This is a genomic window from Campylobacter sp. IFREMER_LSEM_CL1890 (assembly GCF_025772045.1).
GTDB lineage: Bacteria > Campylobacterota > Campylobacteria > Campylobacterales > Campylobacteraceae > Campylobacter_D > Campylobacter_D lari_D.
The window spans coordinates 171,518-191,636 of sequence record NZ_JAKMRK010000001.1; the positions used below are offsets into that span (position 1 = coordinate 171,518).

At 29.3% G+C, this 20,119-nt stretch carries 22 protein-coding genes; 18 read left to right on the forward strand and 4 right to left on the reverse strand.

Annotation, left to right across the window (positions count from 1 at the left end):
• Window positions 1-5: 5 nt before the first annotated feature.
• Window positions 6-1,199: a methionine adenosyltransferase gene (gene metK / locus L8W57_RS00855; protein ID WP_133318704.1), complete on the reverse strand. Its 1,194-nt coding sequence runs from the start codon at window positions 1,197-1,199 to the stop codon at window positions 6-8.
• A 129-nt stretch (window positions 1,200-1,328) separates the two neighbouring features.
• On the opposite strand from metK, the gene sstT reads away from it, so the two are divergent.
• From sstT to L8W57_RS07910, 18 genes are all read left to right on the forward strand, one after another.
• Window positions 1,329-2,555, forward strand: coding sequence for a serine/threonine transporter SstT (sstT, locus tag L8W57_RS00860; protein WP_258107600.1), 1,227 nt, complete (start codon window positions 1,329-1,331; stop codon window positions 2,553-2,555).
• Window positions 2,556-2,564: 9 nt separating this feature from the next.
• Window positions 2,565-3,443 (forward strand): aspartate carbamoyltransferase catalytic subunit, encoded by an 879-nt coding sequence (locus L8W57_RS00865; RefSeq protein ID WP_263661020.1) that lies wholly within the window; start codon window positions 2,565-2,567, stop codon window positions 3,441-3,443.
• A 4-nt stretch (window positions 3,444-3,447) separates the two neighbouring features.
• Window positions 3,448-5,169 (forward strand): M3 family oligoendopeptidase, encoded by a 1,722-nt coding sequence (locus tag L8W57_RS00870; RefSeq protein ID WP_263661832.1) that lies wholly within the window; start codon window positions 3,448-3,450, stop codon window positions 5,167-5,169.
• Window positions 5,162-5,608 (forward strand): hypothetical protein, encoded by a 447-nt coding sequence (locus tag L8W57_RS00875; protein ID WP_263661833.1) that lies wholly within the window; start codon window positions 5,162-5,164, stop codon window positions 5,606-5,608. The genes L8W57_RS00870 and L8W57_RS00875 overlap by 8 nt, the downstream gene beginning before the upstream one ends.
• Window positions 5,605-7,668: an ATP-dependent helicase gene (locus tag L8W57_RS00880; RefSeq protein ID WP_263659034.1), complete on the forward strand. Its 2,064-nt coding sequence runs from the start codon at window positions 5,605-5,607 to the stop codon at window positions 7,666-7,668. The genes L8W57_RS00875 and L8W57_RS00880 overlap by 4 nt, the downstream gene beginning before the upstream one ends.
• On the forward strand, window positions 7,665-8,483 hold the full coding sequence (truB, locus tag L8W57_RS00885; RefSeq protein ID WP_263661834.1) for a tRNA pseudouridine(55) synthase TruB: 819 nt from the start codon (window positions 7,665-7,667) through the stop codon (window positions 8,481-8,483). Before L8W57_RS00880 ends, truB begins: the two co-directional genes overlap by 4 nt.
• Window positions 8,477-8,704 carry a carbon storage regulator CsrA gene (csrA, locus tag L8W57_RS00890; RefSeq protein ID WP_012661763.1) on the forward strand — a complete coding sequence of 76 codons (228 nt, stop codon included), beginning with the start codon at window positions 8,477-8,479 and terminating at the stop codon, window positions 8,702-8,704. Before truB ends, csrA begins: the two co-directional genes overlap by 7 nt.
• Window positions 8,701-9,456, forward strand: a complete 756-nt coding sequence (locus tag L8W57_RS00895) for a 4-(cytidine 5'-diphospho)-2-C-methyl-D-erythritol kinase (protein WP_263661835.1) — start codon at window positions 8,701-8,703, stop codon at window positions 9,454-9,456. Before csrA ends, L8W57_RS00895 begins: the two co-directional genes overlap by 4 nt.
• On the forward strand, window positions 9,456-9,911 hold the full coding sequence (gene smpB, locus L8W57_RS00900; RefSeq protein WP_039668585.1) for an SsrA-binding protein SmpB: 456 nt from the start codon (window positions 9,456-9,458) through the stop codon (window positions 9,909-9,911). Before L8W57_RS00895 ends, smpB begins: the two co-directional genes overlap by 1 nt.
• 12 nt (window positions 9,912-9,923) lie before the next feature.
• A complete protein-coding gene (locus tag L8W57_RS00905; RefSeq protein ID WP_263661836.1) occupies window positions 9,924-10,541 on the forward strand; it encodes a TlpA family protein disulfide reductase in 618 nt (205 codons plus the stop codon).
• Entirely contained in the window at window positions 10,525-10,818 is a 294-nt protein-coding gene (locus tag L8W57_RS00910; protein ID WP_220566880.1) for an ATP-dependent Clp protease adaptor ClpS, read from the forward strand. Before L8W57_RS00905 ends, L8W57_RS00910 begins: the two co-directional genes overlap by 17 nt.
• Complete coding sequence (locus L8W57_RS00915; protein ID WP_133318694.1) at window positions 10,815-12,944, forward strand: AAA family ATPase; 2,130 nt, start codon at window positions 10,815-10,817, stop codon at window positions 12,942-12,944. Before L8W57_RS00910 ends, L8W57_RS00915 begins: the two co-directional genes overlap by 4 nt.
• Window positions 12,919-13,560 (forward strand): leucyl/phenylalanyl-tRNA--protein transferase, encoded by a 642-nt coding sequence (aat, locus tag L8W57_RS00920; RefSeq protein WP_263661837.1) that lies wholly within the window; start codon window positions 12,919-12,921, stop codon window positions 13,558-13,560. The genes L8W57_RS00915 and aat overlap by 26 nt, the downstream gene beginning before the upstream one ends.
• Before the next feature lie 92 nt (window positions 13,561-13,652).
• On the forward strand, window positions 13,653-14,084 hold the full coding sequence (gene flgB / locus L8W57_RS00925; RefSeq protein WP_263661838.1) for a flagellar basal body rod protein FlgB: 432 nt from the start codon (window positions 13,653-13,655) through the stop codon (window positions 14,082-14,084).
• Between the two features lie 10 nt (window positions 14,085-14,094).
• Window positions 14,095-14,589: a flagellar basal body rod protein FlgC gene (gene flgC / locus L8W57_RS00930; RefSeq protein ID WP_133318691.1), complete on the forward strand. Its 495-nt coding sequence runs from the start codon at window positions 14,095-14,097 to the stop codon at window positions 14,587-14,589.
• Between the two features lie 3 nt (window positions 14,590-14,592).
• Window positions 14,593-14,889 (forward strand): flagellar hook-basal body complex protein FliE, encoded by a 297-nt coding sequence (fliE, locus tag L8W57_RS00935; RefSeq protein WP_263661839.1) that lies wholly within the window; start codon window positions 14,593-14,595, stop codon window positions 14,887-14,889.
• A gap of 3 nt (window positions 14,890-14,892) precedes the next feature.
• Window positions 14,893-16,701, forward strand: coding sequence for a peptidoglycan D,D-transpeptidase FtsI family protein (locus L8W57_RS00940; RefSeq protein ID WP_263660141.1), 1,809 nt, complete (start codon window positions 14,893-14,895; stop codon window positions 16,699-16,701).
• 343 nt (window positions 16,702-17,044) lie between these two features.
• Window positions 17,045-17,227 carry a BspA family leucine-rich repeat surface protein gene (locus tag L8W57_RS07910; protein ID WP_412175277.1) on the forward strand — a complete coding sequence of 61 codons (183 nt, stop codon included), beginning with the start codon at window positions 17,045-17,047 and terminating at the stop codon, window positions 17,225-17,227.
• Between the two features lie 8 nt (window positions 17,228-17,235).
• Here the strand turns inward: L8W57_RS07910 and hemH are convergent, their stop codons facing one another.
• From hemH to L8W57_RS00955, 3 genes are read right to left on the reverse strand one after another with little or no spacing between them, the layout of a single operon-like run.
• Window positions 17,236-18,141, reverse strand: a complete 906-nt coding sequence (gene hemH, locus L8W57_RS00945) for a ferrochelatase (RefSeq protein WP_133318688.1) — start codon at window positions 18,139-18,141, stop codon at window positions 17,236-17,238.
• Window positions 18,142-18,143: 2 nt separating this feature from the next.
• Window positions 18,144-19,001: a Gfo/Idh/MocA family protein gene (locus tag L8W57_RS00950; protein ID WP_133318687.1), complete on the reverse strand. Its 858-nt coding sequence runs from the start codon at window positions 18,999-19,001 to the stop codon at window positions 18,144-18,146.
• Window positions 18,998-20,074: a DegT/DnrJ/EryC1/StrS family aminotransferase gene (locus L8W57_RS00955; RefSeq protein WP_243705622.1), complete on the reverse strand. Its 1,077-nt coding sequence runs from the start codon at window positions 20,072-20,074 to the stop codon at window positions 18,998-19,000. The genes L8W57_RS00950 and L8W57_RS00955 overlap by 4 nt, the downstream gene beginning before the upstream one ends.
• Window positions 20,075-20,119: the final 45 nt, after the last annotated feature.

Consider the following 20,119-nt stretch of genomic DNA (forward strand, 5'->3'; position numbering starts at 1 on the left):
TCATTTTATAATGCCTTAAATTCATCAAGTGCGTCTAATTTTTCCCAAGGATAATCAGCTTGACCCACTTGACCACGAGCAGCTACATCAGCATACATGAAAGTATCTTTACTTGGTTTATCAAGATTGAATTTATTTTTAATCCAATTTGGAGTTAATGGGAAAGTTTTCATCACAAAATCACTTAAAATATCATCATTTAATCTTGTATTTGTTCCCATGCAATCCACACTTACAGAAGTTGGTTTAGCCACACCTATAGCATAAGAAAGTTGTACTATACATTTTTTAGCAAGCCCTGCTGCTACAATATTTTTAGCAAGCCATCTTGCAGCATAAAGTCCGCTTCTATCAACCTTAGTATAGTCTTTAGAAGATTGTGCACCACCTCCTATTGGAGCATAGCCACCAAAGCTATCTACTATAAGCTTTCTTCCTGTTAAACCACTATCATGTAATGAGCTGTGATTTACATATTTTCCCGTTGGGTTGATTAAAATTCTTGTTTTTTCTGGGCAAAAAAGCTCTTTTGGTAAATTTGAATCCAAAATCAAATCCATCACCAAAGCTCTTAAATCTTCTATTTTCATACTTTCAACACAAGGAGCTGAAACTACAATAGTATGGATACTTTGAGGTTTGCAATTTTCAAAATTTTCTTTATTTGCATAATCAATTGTAACTTGAGTTTTAATATCTACTCCAAGTTTATCAGGATTGTTTTTTGCAAACTCATATACTTTATCACAAAGCATTCTAGCATAAGAAATAGCTGCTGGCATATATTCTTTTGCTTCATTGCTTGCAAAACCAAACATTATACCTTGATCACCTGCTCCAATCTCTCCATCTTCTTGATCAACACCTTGATTGATGTCAGGACTTTGCTCATTTAAAAATACCATTACATCTAAATCATCAGGATGCAAACATTGTTTTTTGCTAAAATGCGGATTTCCATTGTAACCAATATCTGCTAGAGCTTTTTTTACAATATTTTCATAATCTTGTTTTTCTAGTTTATATTTTGATTTAATCTCACCACCAATTACTACTTTATTTCCTGCTACAAAAACCTCACTAGCAACCCTTGAGTCTTTATCATGAGTTAAAAAGGCATCAACTATAGAATCAGCTATAATATCAGCACATTTATCAGGATGTCCTGCACTAACAACTTCAGAAGTAAATAAATACATATTTTATATTCCTTATCATAAAAAATTCTAGCTTTATTTTAACACAAGCTAACTTAAAAATCAAAAAGCTTATTTAAGCTTTACTTTGCTAGAATAAATTTAAATTTATCACTACAAAAAAGGTAAGAAATGAGTTTATTTTCTTATGCAATCAAACGCTATAAAGATGGAAATCTTATTTTACAAATTTGCATAGGTATTGTTTTAGGAATTTTAGTAGGTATTTTTTCTAAAGATTTAGCTATTTTTGCAAATATTTTTGGTGCTTTATTTACAGGAGCTTTAAAAGCTATAGCACCAATTTTAGTTTTTATTTTAATTTTAACAACCATTTGCACAAAAGAATTTAATCATGGAAGTGAGAAAATAAAACACATTATTTTCTTGTATATTTTTGGAACCTTTTTAGCTTCTTTAAGCGCAGTTAGTATAAGTTTTATCTTTCCTGTAGAATTAGTATTAACCGATATTGAAAAAGCTTCCACTACAAGCCCTGCGCATATAGGCGAAGTATTTAAAACCTTACTTTTTCAAGTAGTAGACAATCCGATCCATGCCTTATCTTCAGGAAATTATTTAAGCATATTAGCTTGGGCTATTGGTGGAGGTTTTGCTCTAAGACATTGCTCTAATGATGCAAAACAACTTTTTACTGATATAAACGAGGGTGTATTAAAAATTGTTAAATTTATAGTCAAGCTTGCTCCTTTTGGAATTTTTGGACTTGTGGCTAATTCAGTTGCCCAAACAGGAGCAGCAGGACTTTTAAGTTATGTTAAATTATTAATAATTTTAGTTTTGACTATGTTTTTTGTAGCTTTTGTGATTAATGCTTTAATTGTCTTTGCTTATACAAAGAAAAATCCTTATCCTTTGATTTTTATTTGTTTAAAACATAGCGCTGTTTTTGCATTTTTCACAAGAAGTTCTGCAGCAAATATTCCTGTAAATATGGCACTTTGCTCCAAATTAAATATCAACAATAACCTATATAGCATTTCTATTCCACTAGGTGCTACGATTAATATGGCAGGAGCAGCTGTAACTATAGCTATACTAAGTCTTGCAGCAGCTCACACAGTAGGTATTGAAATAAATTTTTTACAAGCTATGCTTTTGAGTGTTTTAGCTGCATTTGCAGCTTGTGGAGCTAGCGGGGTTGCTGGGGGTTCGCTCTTACTTATACCACTTGCTTGCTCTTTGTTTAATATTGATTATGACATAGCTATGCAAGTAGTTGCGGTTGGTTTTATCATAGGGGTTATCCAAGATAGTGTTGAAACTGCATTAAATAGCTCAACAGATGTTTTATTTAGTGCTATTTGTTCAGATAATGAGCTTAATTTAAAAATTTAAGGAGGACTTATGAGGCATTTAATTACTACAAAAGATTTTAACGATGATGAAATCTTGGCTTTATTTAAAGAAGCAAAAGAATTTTTGGATGAAAAACCGCGTACATTTTTAGAAGGAAAAAGTGTTACAACAATTTTCTTTGAAAATTCAACACGCACTCAATCAAGCTTTGAAACAGCCGCAAGAAGACTAGGTGCTAAAGTTTTAAAATTAGATGTTTCAAGAAGTAGTTCAAGCAAAGGCGAAACACTTTTTGATACTGCTGCAAATTTAGATGCAATGGCACCAAGTGCTATTGTAGTTAGACACAAAAACTCAGGTGTGCCTCATACTTTAGCAAATTATACTCATTGTCCTATAGTTAATGGAGGTGATGGTAAACACGCTCATCCTACCCAAGCTTTACTTGATCTTTTTACCATAATGGAGCATTTTGATTATAATGTCAAAGGTAAAAAAATAGCCATAGTAGGAGATATTAAAAACTCACGCGTTGCTGCTTCAAATTTAGAATTATTACCTCGTTTTGGTATAGACATTACCCTAGTAGCCCCACCTCATTTTATGCCAAATTATCCTATTAAAAAAACAAATAAACTAAAAGAAGTTATTGATGATGTAGATATTATCATGAGTCTTAGAACACAAACTGAAAGACACAATATTCCAACCTATGCATCGCTTAAAGATTATGCAAATGATTTTTGTATTAGCAAAGATTTAATAAAAGATAAAAATCTCATTATCTTACATCCTGGTCCTGTACATAGAAATATCGATATTAGCGATGAAGTAATGGCTGATAAAAGATGTAAGGTTTTAACTCAAGTTAAAAATGGTGTTGCCATTAGAATGGCTGTATTAAAAAAACTCATTTTAGAAAGCTAAAATCATGCAAAATTGGAACTTAAATATATTATTTAAAGATGAGCAAGAATTAAATCTTTTTTTACAAAAAACCCAAGATGAAGCTTGTGAATTTAAAAAACAATATGAAAATAATCTTCATAGTTTAAGCAATGAGCAATTTTTACAAGCTTTAAAAAATTATGAAGAATTAATCTTAAAACTTTCTCACATACTAACCTATGTGTATTTAAATTTTGCTCAAGATACTACCAAAGGTGCTTTTTATGCAAAATATGAAAATTTAAGTAAAAAAATAGAAGAAAATCTTTTATTTTTTGAACTTGAATTTTGCGAGTTAAAAGAAGAAAAAAGTAAGACTTTCATCACATTTTGCAAAGATTATGAGTTTTATTTAAATAATCTTATCAAACACAAAAAACACAATCTTTCTAAAAAAGAAGAAAGAGTTATCCTAACTCTATCAAGTACAGGTTCAAATGCATTTGCAAGATTATTTGATGAAATCTTTAGTGCTTTAAAATTTAATTTTGAAGGACAAAAATTAAGCGAGGAAGAAATTCTAAGCAAGCTTTATGATAAAGATAGAAGCATTAGAAAAAAAGCTTCAAAATGCTTTAGCAAAACTTTAAAAAAACAAAACAAGCTTTTAGTATATATTTTTAATATGATTAAAAGTGAACTTGCTAGCATTTGTGAGTTAAGAGTCTATGAAAGTCCTGAAGCTCCAAGACACACAAGAAATCAAATTTCTAAAAAAAGTGTTGATGCGCTTATTAGTGCTAGCGAGAATAGCTTTGATATTGTTTCTAAATTTTATAATGCAAAGAAAAAAATTCTAGGGTATAAAAAGCTAAAAGATTATGATCGTTATGCACCTATTGGAAAAGAAATGCAAGTTGATTTTAATCAAGGAAAGGATATCGTTTTAAAAGCCTTTGAAAAATTTTCTAAAGATTTTTATATGATAGCAAAAGAAGCTTTTGAGAATAATTGGATTGATATCTATCCTAAAGAATTTAAACAAAGTGGTGCTTTTTCTCACTCAAGCACGCCGCTAAGCCATCCTTTCATACTTTTAAACTATACTAACCAAAGACGCGATCTTTTTACCCTAGCACATGAGCTAGGCCACACTATACATCAAAAACTTTCTTATAAAGTAAGTTTTTTAAATCAAGATACACCTCTAACTACAGCAGAAACTGCTTCAGTGTTTGCGGAAATGTTGATTTTTGACTATATTAAAGAAAATTTAGACAAAGAAGAGCTTTTATCTTTATATGCAGCAAAAATTGAAGATATTTTTGCTACTCTTTATAGGCAAATTAATTTTACTACTTTCGAACGCAGATTTCATGCTAAAAAAGAAGAACTAAGCGCTCAAGAACTAAGTGAAATTTGGCTTGAAGAATCAAGAAAAATGTTTCAAGATAGCGTAGTTTTAACCAAAAATTATGGCCTTTGGTATTCTTATATACCACATTTTATACACTCTCCATTTTACTGCTATGCTTATGCTTATGCACAACTTTTAGTTTTAGCACTCTATGGTCTATATAAAAGTGGTAAATGCTCTAATTTTACTTCAATTTATATCAAATTTTTAAGTAGCGGGGGAAGCAAAAGCCCAAAAGAACTTGTAGCTATGTTTGGCTTTGATATAGAAAGTGATGAATTTTGGAATATAGGCTTAAAGCAAGTTAGGATACTAGTAGATGAATTTTTAAGGCTAAGTAATGATTGATAAAATTTTAAATAATAAAAATTTTATAACTTTAATGCAAAAAAGCATTTATGAATGTTTGCAAATTTTAATCCAAGAAGATATTGAATTTAATATCATTGTAAATACTAAATTTGTTACACTCGAACCTCCTTTACCATCAGAATTAGATGTAGTGAGTAAAAATCCTTATTGTCTTTTTGCACTTGGTGGTTATACTTTTAAGTCCATAGTTTTAACAAATGAGCATATAGAATTTCACGCAGGTTTTGGACCTGATGATTTTGCAACCTTTGTAAAAGTGGATTTAGGTGCAATTACTCAAATTCAAGTTGAAGATAATATCATTTTTGTCAATTTTTCAAACTATTTTAAAAAGCAAAATGATCAAAAGTTAAAAGAAAAATCCATGAATGCTTTTTTAAACAATCCCAACAATAAAGATTTATTTAAAAAATGAGTTTTTTTGAAGGTTTAAATGATAGCCAAAAAGAAGCTATCATGCATATTGATGGAGCTATGCTGATACTAGCAGGCGCAGGTAGTGGAAAGACTAAAACCATTACCACTAGACTTGCTTATTTAATCGATCATGTAGGTATTCCTGCGCAAAATACCCTCACACTAACCTTTACAAACAAAGCTGCTAATGTAATGAAAACAAGAGCCTTAGCACTTTTACAAGATCAAAATTTACACAATCCCCTTTTATGTACTTTTCATAAATTTGGCTTGTTATTTTTAAGACTTTATAGCGAAAGAATTAATAGGGCAAATAATTTTGTCATTATTGATACAGATGATAAAAAGAAAATACTAAAAGATTTAGCTAGCGAAAATTTGCAAAGCTCTTTAGCAAGCATAGGTGCTTATATTTCAAATTTTAAAAATCAAAGCAAAAGCGCTCAAGAAATACGCAAAGAATTAGAATTTTTAAAAGATGAAAAAAACAAAAATTACGAAGAAATCATTCATTTATATGAGCAATATGAGCATTTTTTAATCCAAAATAATTTCATGGATTTTGATGATTTACTCATGCTAACTAATAAAATTTTAGAAGATGAACAATTTGCACAAGAGCAAAGTCAAAAATATACCTATATAACAGTAGATGAGTATCAAGATACCAATGCCTTGCAATATCAAATTCTAAAAAAACTTTGCGTGTCTCATGAAAACATTTGCGTGGTGGGTGATGATGATCAGAGTATTTATGGTTGGCGTGGAGCTAAAATAGAAAATATCTTAAATTTCAAAGAACAATTTAACAATGTAAAATTAGTCAAACTAGAGCAAAATTATCGCTCAACTAGCGCTATTTTGCAAGCTGCAAATGAGCTTATAGAGCATAATAGAAAAAGACTAGGAAAAACTTTGATTTGTACCAAAGATGAGGGCGAAGAAATTACAATTTTACAAAATGATGATGAAAAAATTGAAAGTTTTAAGGTTGCAAGAGAAGTTTCAAAACTTTTAAACTCGGGGATTAATCCTAGTGAAATAGCCATACTTTATAGAGTAAATGCCCTATCTCGTGCTCTTGAAGAAGCTTTTAGCAAAGAAAAAATTCCTTTTAAATTGCTAAGTGGAATTCGTTTTTATGAAAGAGCTGAAATTAAAGATATTATTTCTTATTTAAGATTGCTTTCAAATTTAAATGATGATTATTCTTTTAAACGCATTATCAACCGCCCTAAAAGAAACTTTGGTAATGCAAGTTTAGAAAAGCTAGAAAATTATGCTAAAGAAAATCATTTGTCTTTATTTGAAAGTCTATGTGCTTTGCAAGGAAGTGGTTTTTTTAGTAAAAAAACAGACAAAGAGTTAGAAAAATTCATACTAAGCATACACAAAATCAAAGAAAAAGATGATTTGCTTGCAATGATTTTAGCCTTAGAAGAAGAATTTAAAATCAAAGAATTTTACAAAGATAATCCAGAGGGCGAAGATAAACTTTTAAATATAGATGAACTTTATGCTAATTTAAAAGATAAAATTACTCATGGAAATTATAATGGCTTAGATGATATTTTAAATGAAATTTCTTTACTTAATGAGCAAGATGGACTTGATAAAGAAAGTATTTGTATTATGAGTATTCATGCAAGCAAAGGACTTGAGTTTGATTATGTTTTTATCATAGGTTTAGAAGAAGGCTTTTTCCCACTCACTAGCGAATCAAGCAATATAGAAGAAGAAAGAAGACTTGCCTATGTAGCAATCACTAGAGCCAAGAAAAAACTTTATTTAAGTTATGCTAATTCTAGATTTTATAAAGGAAGTCGCACAAGATTAGAAAAAAGTAGATTTTTTGGCGAGAGTAATGTAATCAAAAAAGAATTAACACTAGATCATCAAAAAAATTGCTACAAAAAAGGCGATTTAATCAAACATAAAATTTTTGGCATAGGCAGAGTCACTGGGGTAAGTAAAATAGGTGCTGAAGAAAAACTCACGATTAATTTTGGAGGCATAGAAAGAATGATAATGTCAAGTTTTGTGGAAAAAGTGATATGAATAAACTTTTTGTAGCTTATAAACCAAGTGGTATGAGTTCTAATGCTTTTTTAGGCAAACTCAAGAAAAAATATAAAAATAAAAAAGCAGGTTTTTCAGGAACACTTGATCCTTTTGCAAAAGGTGTTTTACTCATAGCCTTTGATCAATACACAAAACTTTTTCGTTTTTTTGATAAAAATCCAAAAGTTTATAAAGCAACACTTTGGCTAGGCGCGCATTCACTAAGCCTTGATAATCAAAATATCAAAGAAATCAATCTTATAAATGCTTTTGAAGAGAAAGTTTTAGAACAAATTAAAAATGAACTTTTAGGTAAAATCACCTACACCCCACCCGCATTTTGTGCAAAAAAAATAGATGGGGTGCGCTCTTATGAGCTTGCAAAAAGAGGTTTTGAAGTCAATTTAAAGCCTTGTGTTATGGAAATTTTTTATACTAAAATTTTACACTATAGCCATCCCTTTTTAACCATAGAAATAGCAGTTAGTGAGGGTTCTTATATACGCTCTTATTGTGAATTATTTGCTAGAAAACTTGGTATTAAAGCCACACTAAGCTCATTAGAGCGTTTAAGCGAGGGAGGGTTTTTTTATGAGAATGAAAAAGAGTTAAATCCTTTAGCTTATTTAAATCTTAGAAAAAATACGATAAAATATCCCCGAAAATTACACAATGGACAAAAAATATTTTTGGACGATTTGGAAATTCAAGAAGAAGGTAGCTATATTTTAGAAGAAAAAGATTTTTTTTCTATCATTTCTATCCAAGATAATCAAGTGCAATATTATTTAAATAAGGTATTAAAATGTTAATTTTATCAAGAAAAGAAAATGAAAGTATAAAAATCGGAGATGATATAGAAATCAAAGTAGTTCAAACAGGCAAAGGCTATGCTAAAATAGGCATCGAAGCTCCAAAGTCTTTAATGATACTACGCAAAGAGCTTATCGAGCAAGTAAAAAGTGAAAATTTACATGCAATTAGTGATGAAACGATAAAACTTGACGATCTGAGTAAAAAGCTTAAAAAATGAAAGCTTACGCAAAAGCTAATATTTTTTTAAAAATCATAGGAATTGACTCAAGATCTTATCATTTATTACAATCACGCTTTGTTTTATTAAAAGATATTTTTGATGAGTTAAGCTTTAGTGATGAAAAAACCAAAGAAGGATTTGAAATTATTGGAAATTTTACTCAAGATACCATCATACACAAAGCTTATAAAGAATTAGAAAATTTAGGTTTTTCTAATGAATTAAATGAATTTTTTAAAGACAAAAGTTTAAAGCTTACCAAAAACATTCCCATAGGTGGAGGCCTTGGTGGAAGCAGTACCGATGCGGTTGTATTTTTATTAATGATCAACGAAACTTTAAATTTAAAACTCAATCAACAACAACTTAAACAAATCTGCCAAAAACTTGGCTCTGATTTAATCTTTTTTTTAAGCGGATATGATAGTGCAAATGTTAGCGGGTGTGGCGAGATTGTAGAATATTTTGAAGATGATTTTAGTCAACTTGATTTTACTTTTCCATCTATTGAATGCTCAAGCGCAAAAGTATATAAAGCTTTTGATGAAAGCTCATATGATTTAACAGCGAATTTAAATTTGTCTAAAACACTTAAAACACTTAAAACAAGTGAAATTTTAGAGTATAAAAATACTGATTTAAACGACTTATTTGCTCCTTGTGTAAAAATTTATCCTAAAATGCAAACTTTTCTTAATGAGGCTTATTTTTTAAGTGGAAGTGGAAGTGGAGTTTTTAAGGCTAAATGATGAAAAAAACTATAGTAAAAAACAAAAAAGCTTTTTTTGATTATGAAATTTTGGAAAAATTTGAAGCAGGTATTGTTTTAAAAGGTTCTGAAGTAGTGGCATTAAGAGCTAGTAGAGCAAATTTGAAAGATTCTTTTGTGCGTATTATCAAAGGTGAAATTTTCTTACTTAATGCTCATATTTCTCATCTTAGCACTACACATTCTTTTTATAAGCATGATGAAAAAGGTGCGCGAAAACTTTTAATGCATAAAAAGCAAATCGATAGGCTTTTTGGTAAAATTAGCACCCAAGGCTTTACTATAGTGCCATTAGAACTTTATTTTAATGAAAAAAATAAAGCAAAAGTCTTAATAGCCTTAGCCAAAGGAAAAAACTTACACGATAAAAGAGAAAGCTTAAAGAAAAAACAAGCAGATCTTGAAGCAAGAGCTGCTATGAAAAATCATTATTAAAAAAGGATTTTGATGAAAAAATTTACTTATTTGTTTTTTACATTTGCTTTTGCATTTTTAATAAGTGCTTGCTCAAGTGAAGAAAAAATCGAAAATGAATTTGCATTTGCTGAGTATAAAATGGGTGATGAAATTCTTTTAAAAAGTGTCAATGGTGGCGAGAAAACCCTAGTAAGAACACAAAATGGTTTTGTAGTAAAAGGTGAAGAGGGTAAAATTTTAATGTTTGATTTTTTTGGAACCTTTTGCACACCTTGTCAAGAAGAAGCCACTCATCTAACAAGTTTGTGGCAAAAAAATGCTGACAATTTTATCATCATAGGACTAAGTCATTTTGAAAATGTTAGCGATCAAGCTGTAAAAGATTTTGCCATTAAATATGGGGCTTATTATTTCTTAAGTAATTCTAAAGAAAATGATAGAATTGTTGCACAAGCATTAAAAGATATCAACTATCAAAGCATGGAACAACTTCCTTTTAAAGTAGTTTTAAAAGATGGAAATTATCAAGATCTAACAGATTTTTGGAATAAAGACTCAAAAAGTTATGTGAAATATTATCTTGGAAAAGTTTCTACTGAGATTATGCAAGAAGATATTACTAGGATATTAAATGAGTCTAAAAAATGAAATTTTAGAACAACAAAAACTAGCAGAACCTAAAATGTTTAAGGTTTTGCTTTTAAATGATGATATTACCACCATGGATTTTGTAATTGAAATTTTAATGAATATTTTTCATCATGATTTTGAAAAAGCAAGTGCAATTATGCTTGAAATCCATCATCAAGGAAGTGGAGTTTGTGGCATATACACAGAAGAAATTGCACTTAGCAAAAAACAGCAAGTTGACATGGCAGCAAAAAATAATGATTTTCCACTCCAAACAAGGATAGAAGAACAATGAAATATAAAGAATTAATTGACTCATTTATACCAAATGCAAGACATTTAAGCTTTATCAATCATCATGAATTTATCACTTGTGAGCATTTGCTTTTTGCTTTAGTTAAGCTTAGCAATGATTTTAAAAATCTACTTGAAGAAATCGGAGATGGTGATTTACAAGGCTTTGAAAATGAATTAAAAAATTATCTAGCTAAAAATAATGAAATTTTAAAAAAAGAAATAGAACCTATTTTTTCTGTGATCTTGGAAAATATATTACACAAGCTAAATGCAAAAAATCAAACAAGTGTGATTGATTTTATCATTGCACTTTGCAAAGAAGAAAAAGCTTATTCTTATAATATCTTAAAAAAACACCTAATAGAAGAAGAAAAAATAAAAGAATTGTTACAAAATGCTGAATTTGAAAATTTAAAAACCCATACCATAGAGCTAGTTGAGCTTGCAAAAAAAGGCAAAATAGATCCTGTTATAGGTAGGAAATTTGAACTTGAAAGAATGATGCAAATTCTAAGCCGTCGTAAGAAAAATAATCCTATTTTAGTTGGTGAACCAGGTGTTGGTAAAAGTGCCATTATAGATGGGCTAGCACTAGCTATAGCTGAAGAAAAAGTGCCAAAACATTTAAAAAACTCAAAAATTTATAGCCTTGATATGACAAGCTTGCTTTCGGGGACAAAATATAGGGGTGATTTTGAAAAAAGGTTAAAAGATATCATTAAAGAATTAGAAAATATCCCTAATGCTATTTTATTTATAGATGAAATTCACACCATAGTAGGAACCGGTGCAAGCAATGAAAGTCATGCAGATATGTCAAATTTATTAAAACCTGCATTAAGTAATGGCAACATCAAATGCATAGGTGCAACTACTTTCATAGAATACAAAAATACCTTTGATAAAAACAAAGCTCTAAGTAGAAGATTTGCAAAAATTGATATAGATGAGCCAAGTGAAGAAGAGTGTTTTTTGATCTTGCAAGGCTTAAAAAGCAAATATGAAAATTTTCACAAAATCAAAATCAGTGATGAAATTTTACAAACAAGTATAAAACTAGCAAAACAATTTTTACATGATAAATTTTTACCCGATAGTGCAATTGATTTAATTGATGAACTTGGCGCAAGCTTTGCTTTAGAAGATAAAAAAAGTAAAAAAATAGTAAAAATAAAAGATTTAGAAAATACTTTAGCAAGAATGACACATTCTCATAAAATTTATGAAAGTGATCAAGGTAAAATCTTAAAAAATTTAGAGCAAAACTTAAAGCAAAATATTTTTGGACAAGATGAAGCCATTAAAGCTTTGTGTTCTATTTTAAAACAAAGCTATGCGGGGTTAAAAGGCAAAAATACCCCAAAAGGCGTGTTTTTATTTACCGGTTCAAGTGGAGTTGGTAAAACCGAACTTGCAAAAAATTTAGCACAAATTTTAAACCTTAATCTTGAAAGATTTGACATGAGTGAATACTCGCAAAAACATGATGTGAGCAAACTCATAGGAACTTCAGCAGGTTATGTGGGCTATGAAGATGGTGGCTTGCTTAGTAACAGCATTAGAAAAAATCCTTTTAGCGTAGTCTTATTTGATGAGATAGAAAAAGCTCATCCTGATTTAACTAATACCTTTTTACAAATTTTTGATAATGCAAGTTTAACAGATAATAGTGGATTAAAAGCTGATTTTAAAAATACTATTATCATTATGACTTCAAATTTAGGTCTCAAAGAAAGTAATGAGCTTGGTTTTTTAAGCAGCGATAAAGAAAAAAGTAATAAAGCCATAAAAGATTTCTTCGCACCTGAATTTATCAACCGTATAGATAAAATCATTCATTTTAATGACTTAAGTCAAGAAATTTTAGAACAAATCGTTCAAAAAGAACTAGATTTAATGGCAAAAAATTTAAACAACATCACCATGGAAGCTGATAAAAAAGTAAAAGAATTTCTTGCTAAAAAAACTAATAATAAAGAATTTGGAGTAAGATTATTAAAACGCATTATTGCCGAAGAATTAGGCGAGAGATTAAGTGATGAAATTTTATTTGGAAAATTAAAAAATGGTGGTAAATTAAAACTCAAACTTTCCAAAAATGAAAAAATTGAATTTGTATTCTAAACTTTTAAAAAGCCCTGATGATGCGCCTGTTTTTATTAGTGAAAAACTAGAAGTAGATTTTATACCTCATGCTTATAGCTTAGGGCTTTTTCCATGGACTAGCAATCCTGTTACTTGGTGGTGTCCTTCTCCTAGAATGGTGCTTTTACCTGATGAAGTGCGCATACAAAAAAGCATAAAAAAATCTTTAAAAGCTTATGAAATAAGACTTAATTTTGATTTTAACTCGCTTATAAATCATTGTGCAAAAAGAAAAAAAACTTGGATAAGTCAAGAATTTATACAAGTTTATACAAAGCTTTTTGAGCAAAATTTAGCTCATAGTGTTGAAGTTTATGAAAATGATGTTTTAATCGGCGGTTTATACGGACTTATAATAGGTAAAATATTTTTTGGTGAAAGTATGATAAGTCTTAAAAAAGATGCCTCAAAAGTAGCCCTAATAAGACTTTGTGAGCTTTTAAAACCATATGATTTTTTAATAGATTGTCAAGTGCCTAATGAGCATTTAAAATTTATGGGTGCTAAAGAAATGACAAAAAAAGATTTTTTGAAAACACTAGAAAAAAAAGTTTCACTTGAAAGTGGCTTTAAAAATTTCAAAAATTTACTATAAAAAGATATACTTATACATAAATAAAATTGCATAAATATTTTGGAATGATTTTTGCTTTTAGTCTATAAAAGCTTTATTTTAAAGGAAAAATTATGATAAGCCCTTTTAAGTCAAAAGAACTTATTGTTAATGCTTTAGCAGGAAGAAACCTAAGAAGTCAAATGATTAATTCTAACCTTGCAAATGTTGATACTCCTTTTTATAAAGCAAGAGATATAGAATTTGAAACTGCTTTAGTTAATAGAGCAAATGAAATTTTCAAAAGAAAAGATACTAAAGAGCTTGAATTAGCAAGCACAAACACAAATCATCAAAAACCTTGGAAATTTCCAGATCCTAATAAATCAACTATTTATTTAAGAGATGGGCATTTGGCAAGAAATGACGCAAATACAGTAGATCTTGATGTAGAAACTACTGAAATGAGCAAAAATACTATGATGATTTCTGCTTTAGATGGTGTTTTAAGAAGACAAAGTAATATTTTTTCAACCATCATAGAAACAAGCTCTAAATTAGGCTAGGAGAAAAATAATGGCTTATTTAAGTGATTTTGATATTAGTGGATATGGACTTAGTGCTCAACGCTTTAGAATGAATGTAATTAGCTCAAATATAGCTAATGCTAATACTACTAGAACAGCAGAAGGTGGTCCATATAGAAGAAGAGAAGTGATTTTTAAAGCAACTGATTTTAACGAATTGCTAAACAAGCAAATAGCTAAAGATAATAATTTTTTAGAATATGAAAATCCTTTAAACGATCCTGCTTCACAAAAAGATGCAAAACCTGCTATAATGAGCGTAGTAGTTGATAAAGTTGTAAGAGATGATAAAGATTTTCGTATGAAATTTGACCCATCTCATCCAGATGCGAATGAACAAGGTTATGTTGCTTATCCAAATATAAATCCTGTTATTGAAATGGCCGATTTAATAGAAGCAACAAGAGCTTATCAAGCTAATGTAAGTGCCTTTACTAGCACCAAAACTATAGCACAAAGTGCGATAGATTTACTAAGAGGTTAATAAATGAACACTATTAATGGTATAAATCAATTTAACAATGTTAATAACAAAAACAATAATAACAACACAAGCAACATAGGAGATGAGTTTTCGAGTTTATTAAAAAATTCCATCAACAATCTTAATAAAACTCAAGAAACCGCTGAAGCTGCTATGGTAGACATTGCAACAGGCGAAGTCAAAGACTTACATCAAGCTGCAATTGCGATTAGCAAAGCTGAATCAAGTATGAAATTTATGCTTGAAGTTAGAAATAAGGCTATAAACGCATATAAAGAAATTTCAAGAACTCAAATTTAATATATGCTTTCAAACACCATTAGAAATAGGGTTTCAAAAGTAGCTTTTGCTTTTTGTATGGCTCTGTTTTTTATGGCCTTATTTTTACTTTCTACTTTTTTTCTAACCTCAAAACGCCATATACCAAATACTCAAAAAGAACAATATTTTTCCGCTCTTAGAGGTAATATCATCACAAGCGATAATTTTACCGTAACTTCTAGTAGGCAAATTTATAGAGCTGAAATTGATCTAAGGAGCTTAAATCCCGATAAAAAGGATTTGTTTTTAACTCTTTTTCAAATTTATAGTGGCGCAAGTGATGAACAAATGCAAGATATAAAAAAAAGAATGCTTGCAAAGAAAAAAAGAAGTTATAATTTTATTTTACTCCAAGATATTAACTCAAAAGACGCAAGTTATTTAAAAGAACTAGCTAAAAAACTTTATACTCAAGGTTTTTTTAAATCTTTCACAAATAATAATGGCAGAGTGGAGACAAGAGGGCTTGATATTATAGAACATAAAGAAGATCGTGTATATATGCCAAAAGATTCACTTACTCCAATCATAGGCTACACAAGAACCTATATGGATGAGCAAAGTGAAATTTTTAAAAATGTCGGCATAAAAGGTTTGGAAAAATACTATAATGAATGTTTAAATCCTTTGCAAAATGCTAAAATTCAAGGTTTAAGAGATATAGGTGGTAATATCATCTTGAATTTGCATTCTTATGAACAACGCAAAATAGATGGTTGTAATTTATACTTAAATATTTCCTTAAAACTTCAAAAAGGTTTAGAAAAAGCTATCGATAAAAGAAATGAAGATCTAAAAGCTAATGAAATTATAGTTGCCATCATGGAAAGTAAAAGCGGAAAAATTCTAGCACTTGCTAGCTCAAGAAGATATGATCCGCAAAATCGCGGAAAAGATCTATCTGTACTCAATGCAAGTGCCATAGAATATGGCTATGAAGCAGGATCTGTTATAAAACCTTTTATATTTACCACTGCATTAATGCTTGATAAAATCAAAGTTGATGAAATCATTGATACTCAAGGTGGACAATACAAACTTGGTCGTTTTACTATACGCGATGATCACAAAAAAAACAAAATGAGCATGGAAGAAGTTATTACTTACTCTTCAAATGTCGGTATGATTAAAATTGCCCAAAGATTAAGTAATCTTGAAATCATCTCAGGACTTAGAATTTTTCGTTTTGGAGAAAAAAGCGGTATTGATCTTCCTTATGAGCAAAAAGGAGAAATACCAAATCCAAAAAGATTAAGAGAAGTTGAAAAATCTGTATTAAGTTATGGTTATGGCTTGAAAACAACTTTTATACAACTTTTAGCTGCTTATAATGTATTTAACAATGATGGAATTTACATCACCCCACAAATTGCAAATAAAATTTATCAAGATGGGCGTTTAATAAAACTTGATGATGAAGTTAAGAAAGAAAAAATTCTTTCAAGCAAGGCTGCCAAAGAAATGCAGCAAATTTTAATTAATGTTATAGAAAAAGGAACCGGTAAAAAAGCACGAACTCAAGGTATCATTATAGGTGGAAAAACGGGTACAGCTAGGATTGCTGAAAGAAAAGGCTATACTTCAAATCGCTATAATGCCTCGTTTTTTGGCTTTGCAAATGATGAGAAAAATACCTATACCATTGGAGTTTTAGTAAGACATCCTACCAAAGCTTATAGTTATTATGCCGCACAAAGTGCTTTACCTATGTTTAAAGATACAGTAAATCTTTTGATTAAAGAAAGTTATTTAAAACCCATAGAAAGCAAAAACAATGACATTAAAAAATAAAATTACAATAATAATCTTTTTTATATTGATTTTTTGTTTCGCTTATTTAAAGTATTGGGTTTTATTATTTATAACTTTACTTGTGTTTTTAGTTATATTGTATTTACTCAAACTGCAATCAAAAAAGATAATCCACAAACCAAAAACAAAAGAAACTCTTAAATATTTGATACTACCAGATATTCCGCTTAAAAATATAGATACAAGCAATGTTAACAATATTGAAGGAGTGTTTTAGGATATAAGATCCAATAAGCTCTAAATAACTACAACAAAAAAGCTTAAAATTCATTGCTGGGATGTTTCAAATGTATTATGATTTTTTTGTGAATCTATTTTCAAAATTCCTTTTTCAAAAACTCCAAAATTTAATCAAGATTTAAACAATTGGAATATTGATAGTGTTATAAGCACACAAAGTATGTTTAGTGGATGTATAAATTTCAATCAAAAACTATCAAACTGGAATTTAGAAAATATCCCGAGAAAAAAATATATGTTTTTTAATACCGCTATAAAACATTAATATAAAAACTATATTTTTACTTGATTTAAAATAAACTCTATAAACTCATCACTATCATTAGGACATTTAATAAGCTCATAATCGCTTTTTGCTAAGTGCCTATATTCAACTCCAAGCTCAAAAATCGTTTCAGAACAATCTATACAAAAAGATACAGGATAAATCAAAGCTTTTTGATCTAAACTTTCTAAAATATCACTTGTGTTAGGCTCAAGCCATTTAACTGGACCTAGTTTTGATTGATATGATAAAATGATTTGGTCAAATTTATTTTTAAGTTTTCCTTTTAAAATATCCACATGCTCTTGCACATGTTTTTCATACAAATCACCTTTTTTAATCACTGAAAGCGGTAAAGAATGCGCAGAAAAAATCAAAGTTTTATAATCGTATTCTCTCTTTTTTTCTAAAATATGCTTTATAATCATTTCATTATAAAGTTCATCTTTATAAAAAACATCAATGATTTTTACATTAGCTTGGTTTTGGATATTTCTTAGCTCATTTTCCACTACTTCTAAAGAACTAGTTACAGTGGTTTTAGAATGATGAGGATACAAAGGAAATAAAATAATTTCGTCATTTTTTTGAAAATCATATTTTGAAAAAACCTCATTTGCAAAAGGTGGTACATAAAGACTAATAAAATCGAATTTATATTCTCTAGTTTTAGAATTTAATTTATCACATAAACTTTGTGTGATTTGAGTAAGTGGAGATTTTCCACCCATTTTTTCATAGTTTTGTTTCATAGCTTTTAATCTTGATTTTCTTATCATAAAGGCTACAAATTTTCTTAAAAAAACATTTTTTATCCCTAAAATATAAGGATCATTAAACATATTTTTTAAAAAAACTTCACATTCGTCAAGTTTATTCACCCCGCCCATATTTAAAAAAAAGATATGTTTCATTATCAAACACCTTCTAAAATTTCTTGTACTCTCAAAGCATCTTCAATGCTAGCCAAATTTTCACAAACCCCATTTTGTAAAAACTCGAAAAAAGCCTCATGCTCAGCATATAAAGGAGAATTTTTATATAAATTTGGAATTTTTTGCATATTAATAAAAAGTTCAAAATTTTTAAGATCAAGTTCATAAGTATGTTTTTTACCTAAAAGTGTGATCTTTCTTATAATACATTGTCCATTCCAACTATCATGGATATTTGCTAAAATATTTTCCAATTTTAAACCTATCATTACCTCATCTTCAAATTTATCATGATGAAAGCTTTTATAAACATTTGCTTTTAAAATTTGTTCTTGACTTAAAAATCTAACTAAGTCAATATCATGCACACTAAGATCACTTAAAACACCCACATCATTTATTCTTTGTGGATAAGGAGAAATTCTTTGTATGTTAATACTTATAATCTCATCTTCTAAAAGTTTTTCTTTTAAAGTTAAAATAGCCGGATTAAATCTCTCACAAAAGCCCACCCCTACTCTGACTTTATTTTCTCTAGCTTTTTGCTCTAAAATTAAAATTTCATCTACATTTAATGCCAAAGGTTTTTCTATCAAAACATTTTTTATTTTAGGAAAAACCTTTAAAGCTATATCTAAATGCGTATGAGTAGGCGTAGCAATGATAACACCATCAAGATTTTGTGCTAAAAAATCATCAAAATTTTTATGAAAAAAGTGTTTAAATTTATCTTTACAGAAAGGATCATAAAGATGAATTTCTTTTACTTTTAAATTACGCTCGAGTTCTCTTAAATGGTTTTTACCCATTTTACCAAGGCCTATAAGCCCTATTTTCATTTAAAAGCCTCAATCACTCTAATTTGGTGTTCTTCTTTTAAAAACGCACTCATAGGTAAGGATAAAATTTCATCACTTAATAGCTCTGTATTTGGCAAATCACCTTTTTTATAAGCAAGACAATCGAAAGCTTCTTGCAAATGAAGCCCCAAAGGATAATGCACCGCAGTAGGTATACCTTGCTCTTGTAATTTTTGCATGAATTTTTCTCTATTCTTTACACGCACGCTATATTGAGCCCAAGCACTCACAAAATCATCTTTTCTTGGCGGTAAAATACAATTTTTTAAATTTTCATCATAAACTTTTGCTATTACTTCTCTTTTTTTAATCTCTTCATCTAAGTATTTTAATTTCACATTTAAAACAGCCGCTTGGATGGTATCAAGCCTTCCATTAATACCGATGTATTTATGCTTATATCTTTGCACTTGTCCATGATTTAAATAAATTTTTATTTTTTGCGCTAATTCATCATCTTGGGTAAAAATCGCCCCGCCATCTCCATAAGCACCTAAAGGCTTAGACGGAAAAAAGCTTGTGCAAGATATATCAGCTATAACACATGATTTTACACCCTTTTGACTAGCTCCAAAACTTTGCGCACTATCTTCTATCAAAGCAATGTTTTGACTTTTACAAAGTTCTTTTAAAGCAAACATATCAGGCATAAGCCCAAAAATACTCACAGCAATTATAGCTTTAGTTTTAGGCGTGATAACACTTTGAACTTTTTCTAAACTAAGATTATAATCCTTAAAATCAATATCTACAAAAACAGGCTTAGCACCGATTAGAGCAACCATTTCAGCCGTAGCTATAAAGGTAAAACTTGGTACTATTACCTCATCATCCCTACCCACACCCAAAGCCATTAAGGCTAAAAATAACGCACTTGTGCCACTTGAACAGCCTATTGCATGTTTGACACCTACATATTTAGCCAAATTATTTTCAAATTCTTCTAATTTTGCACCACCTATAAAAGAGGTGCTTTGTAAAACTTCACCAATAGCCTCATCGATTTCATTTTTATAAGCATTATATTGAGCATTTAAGTCTATAAAAGGAATTTTCATTATATTAACCTTATAAATTTAAAATCATGATTATAAGAT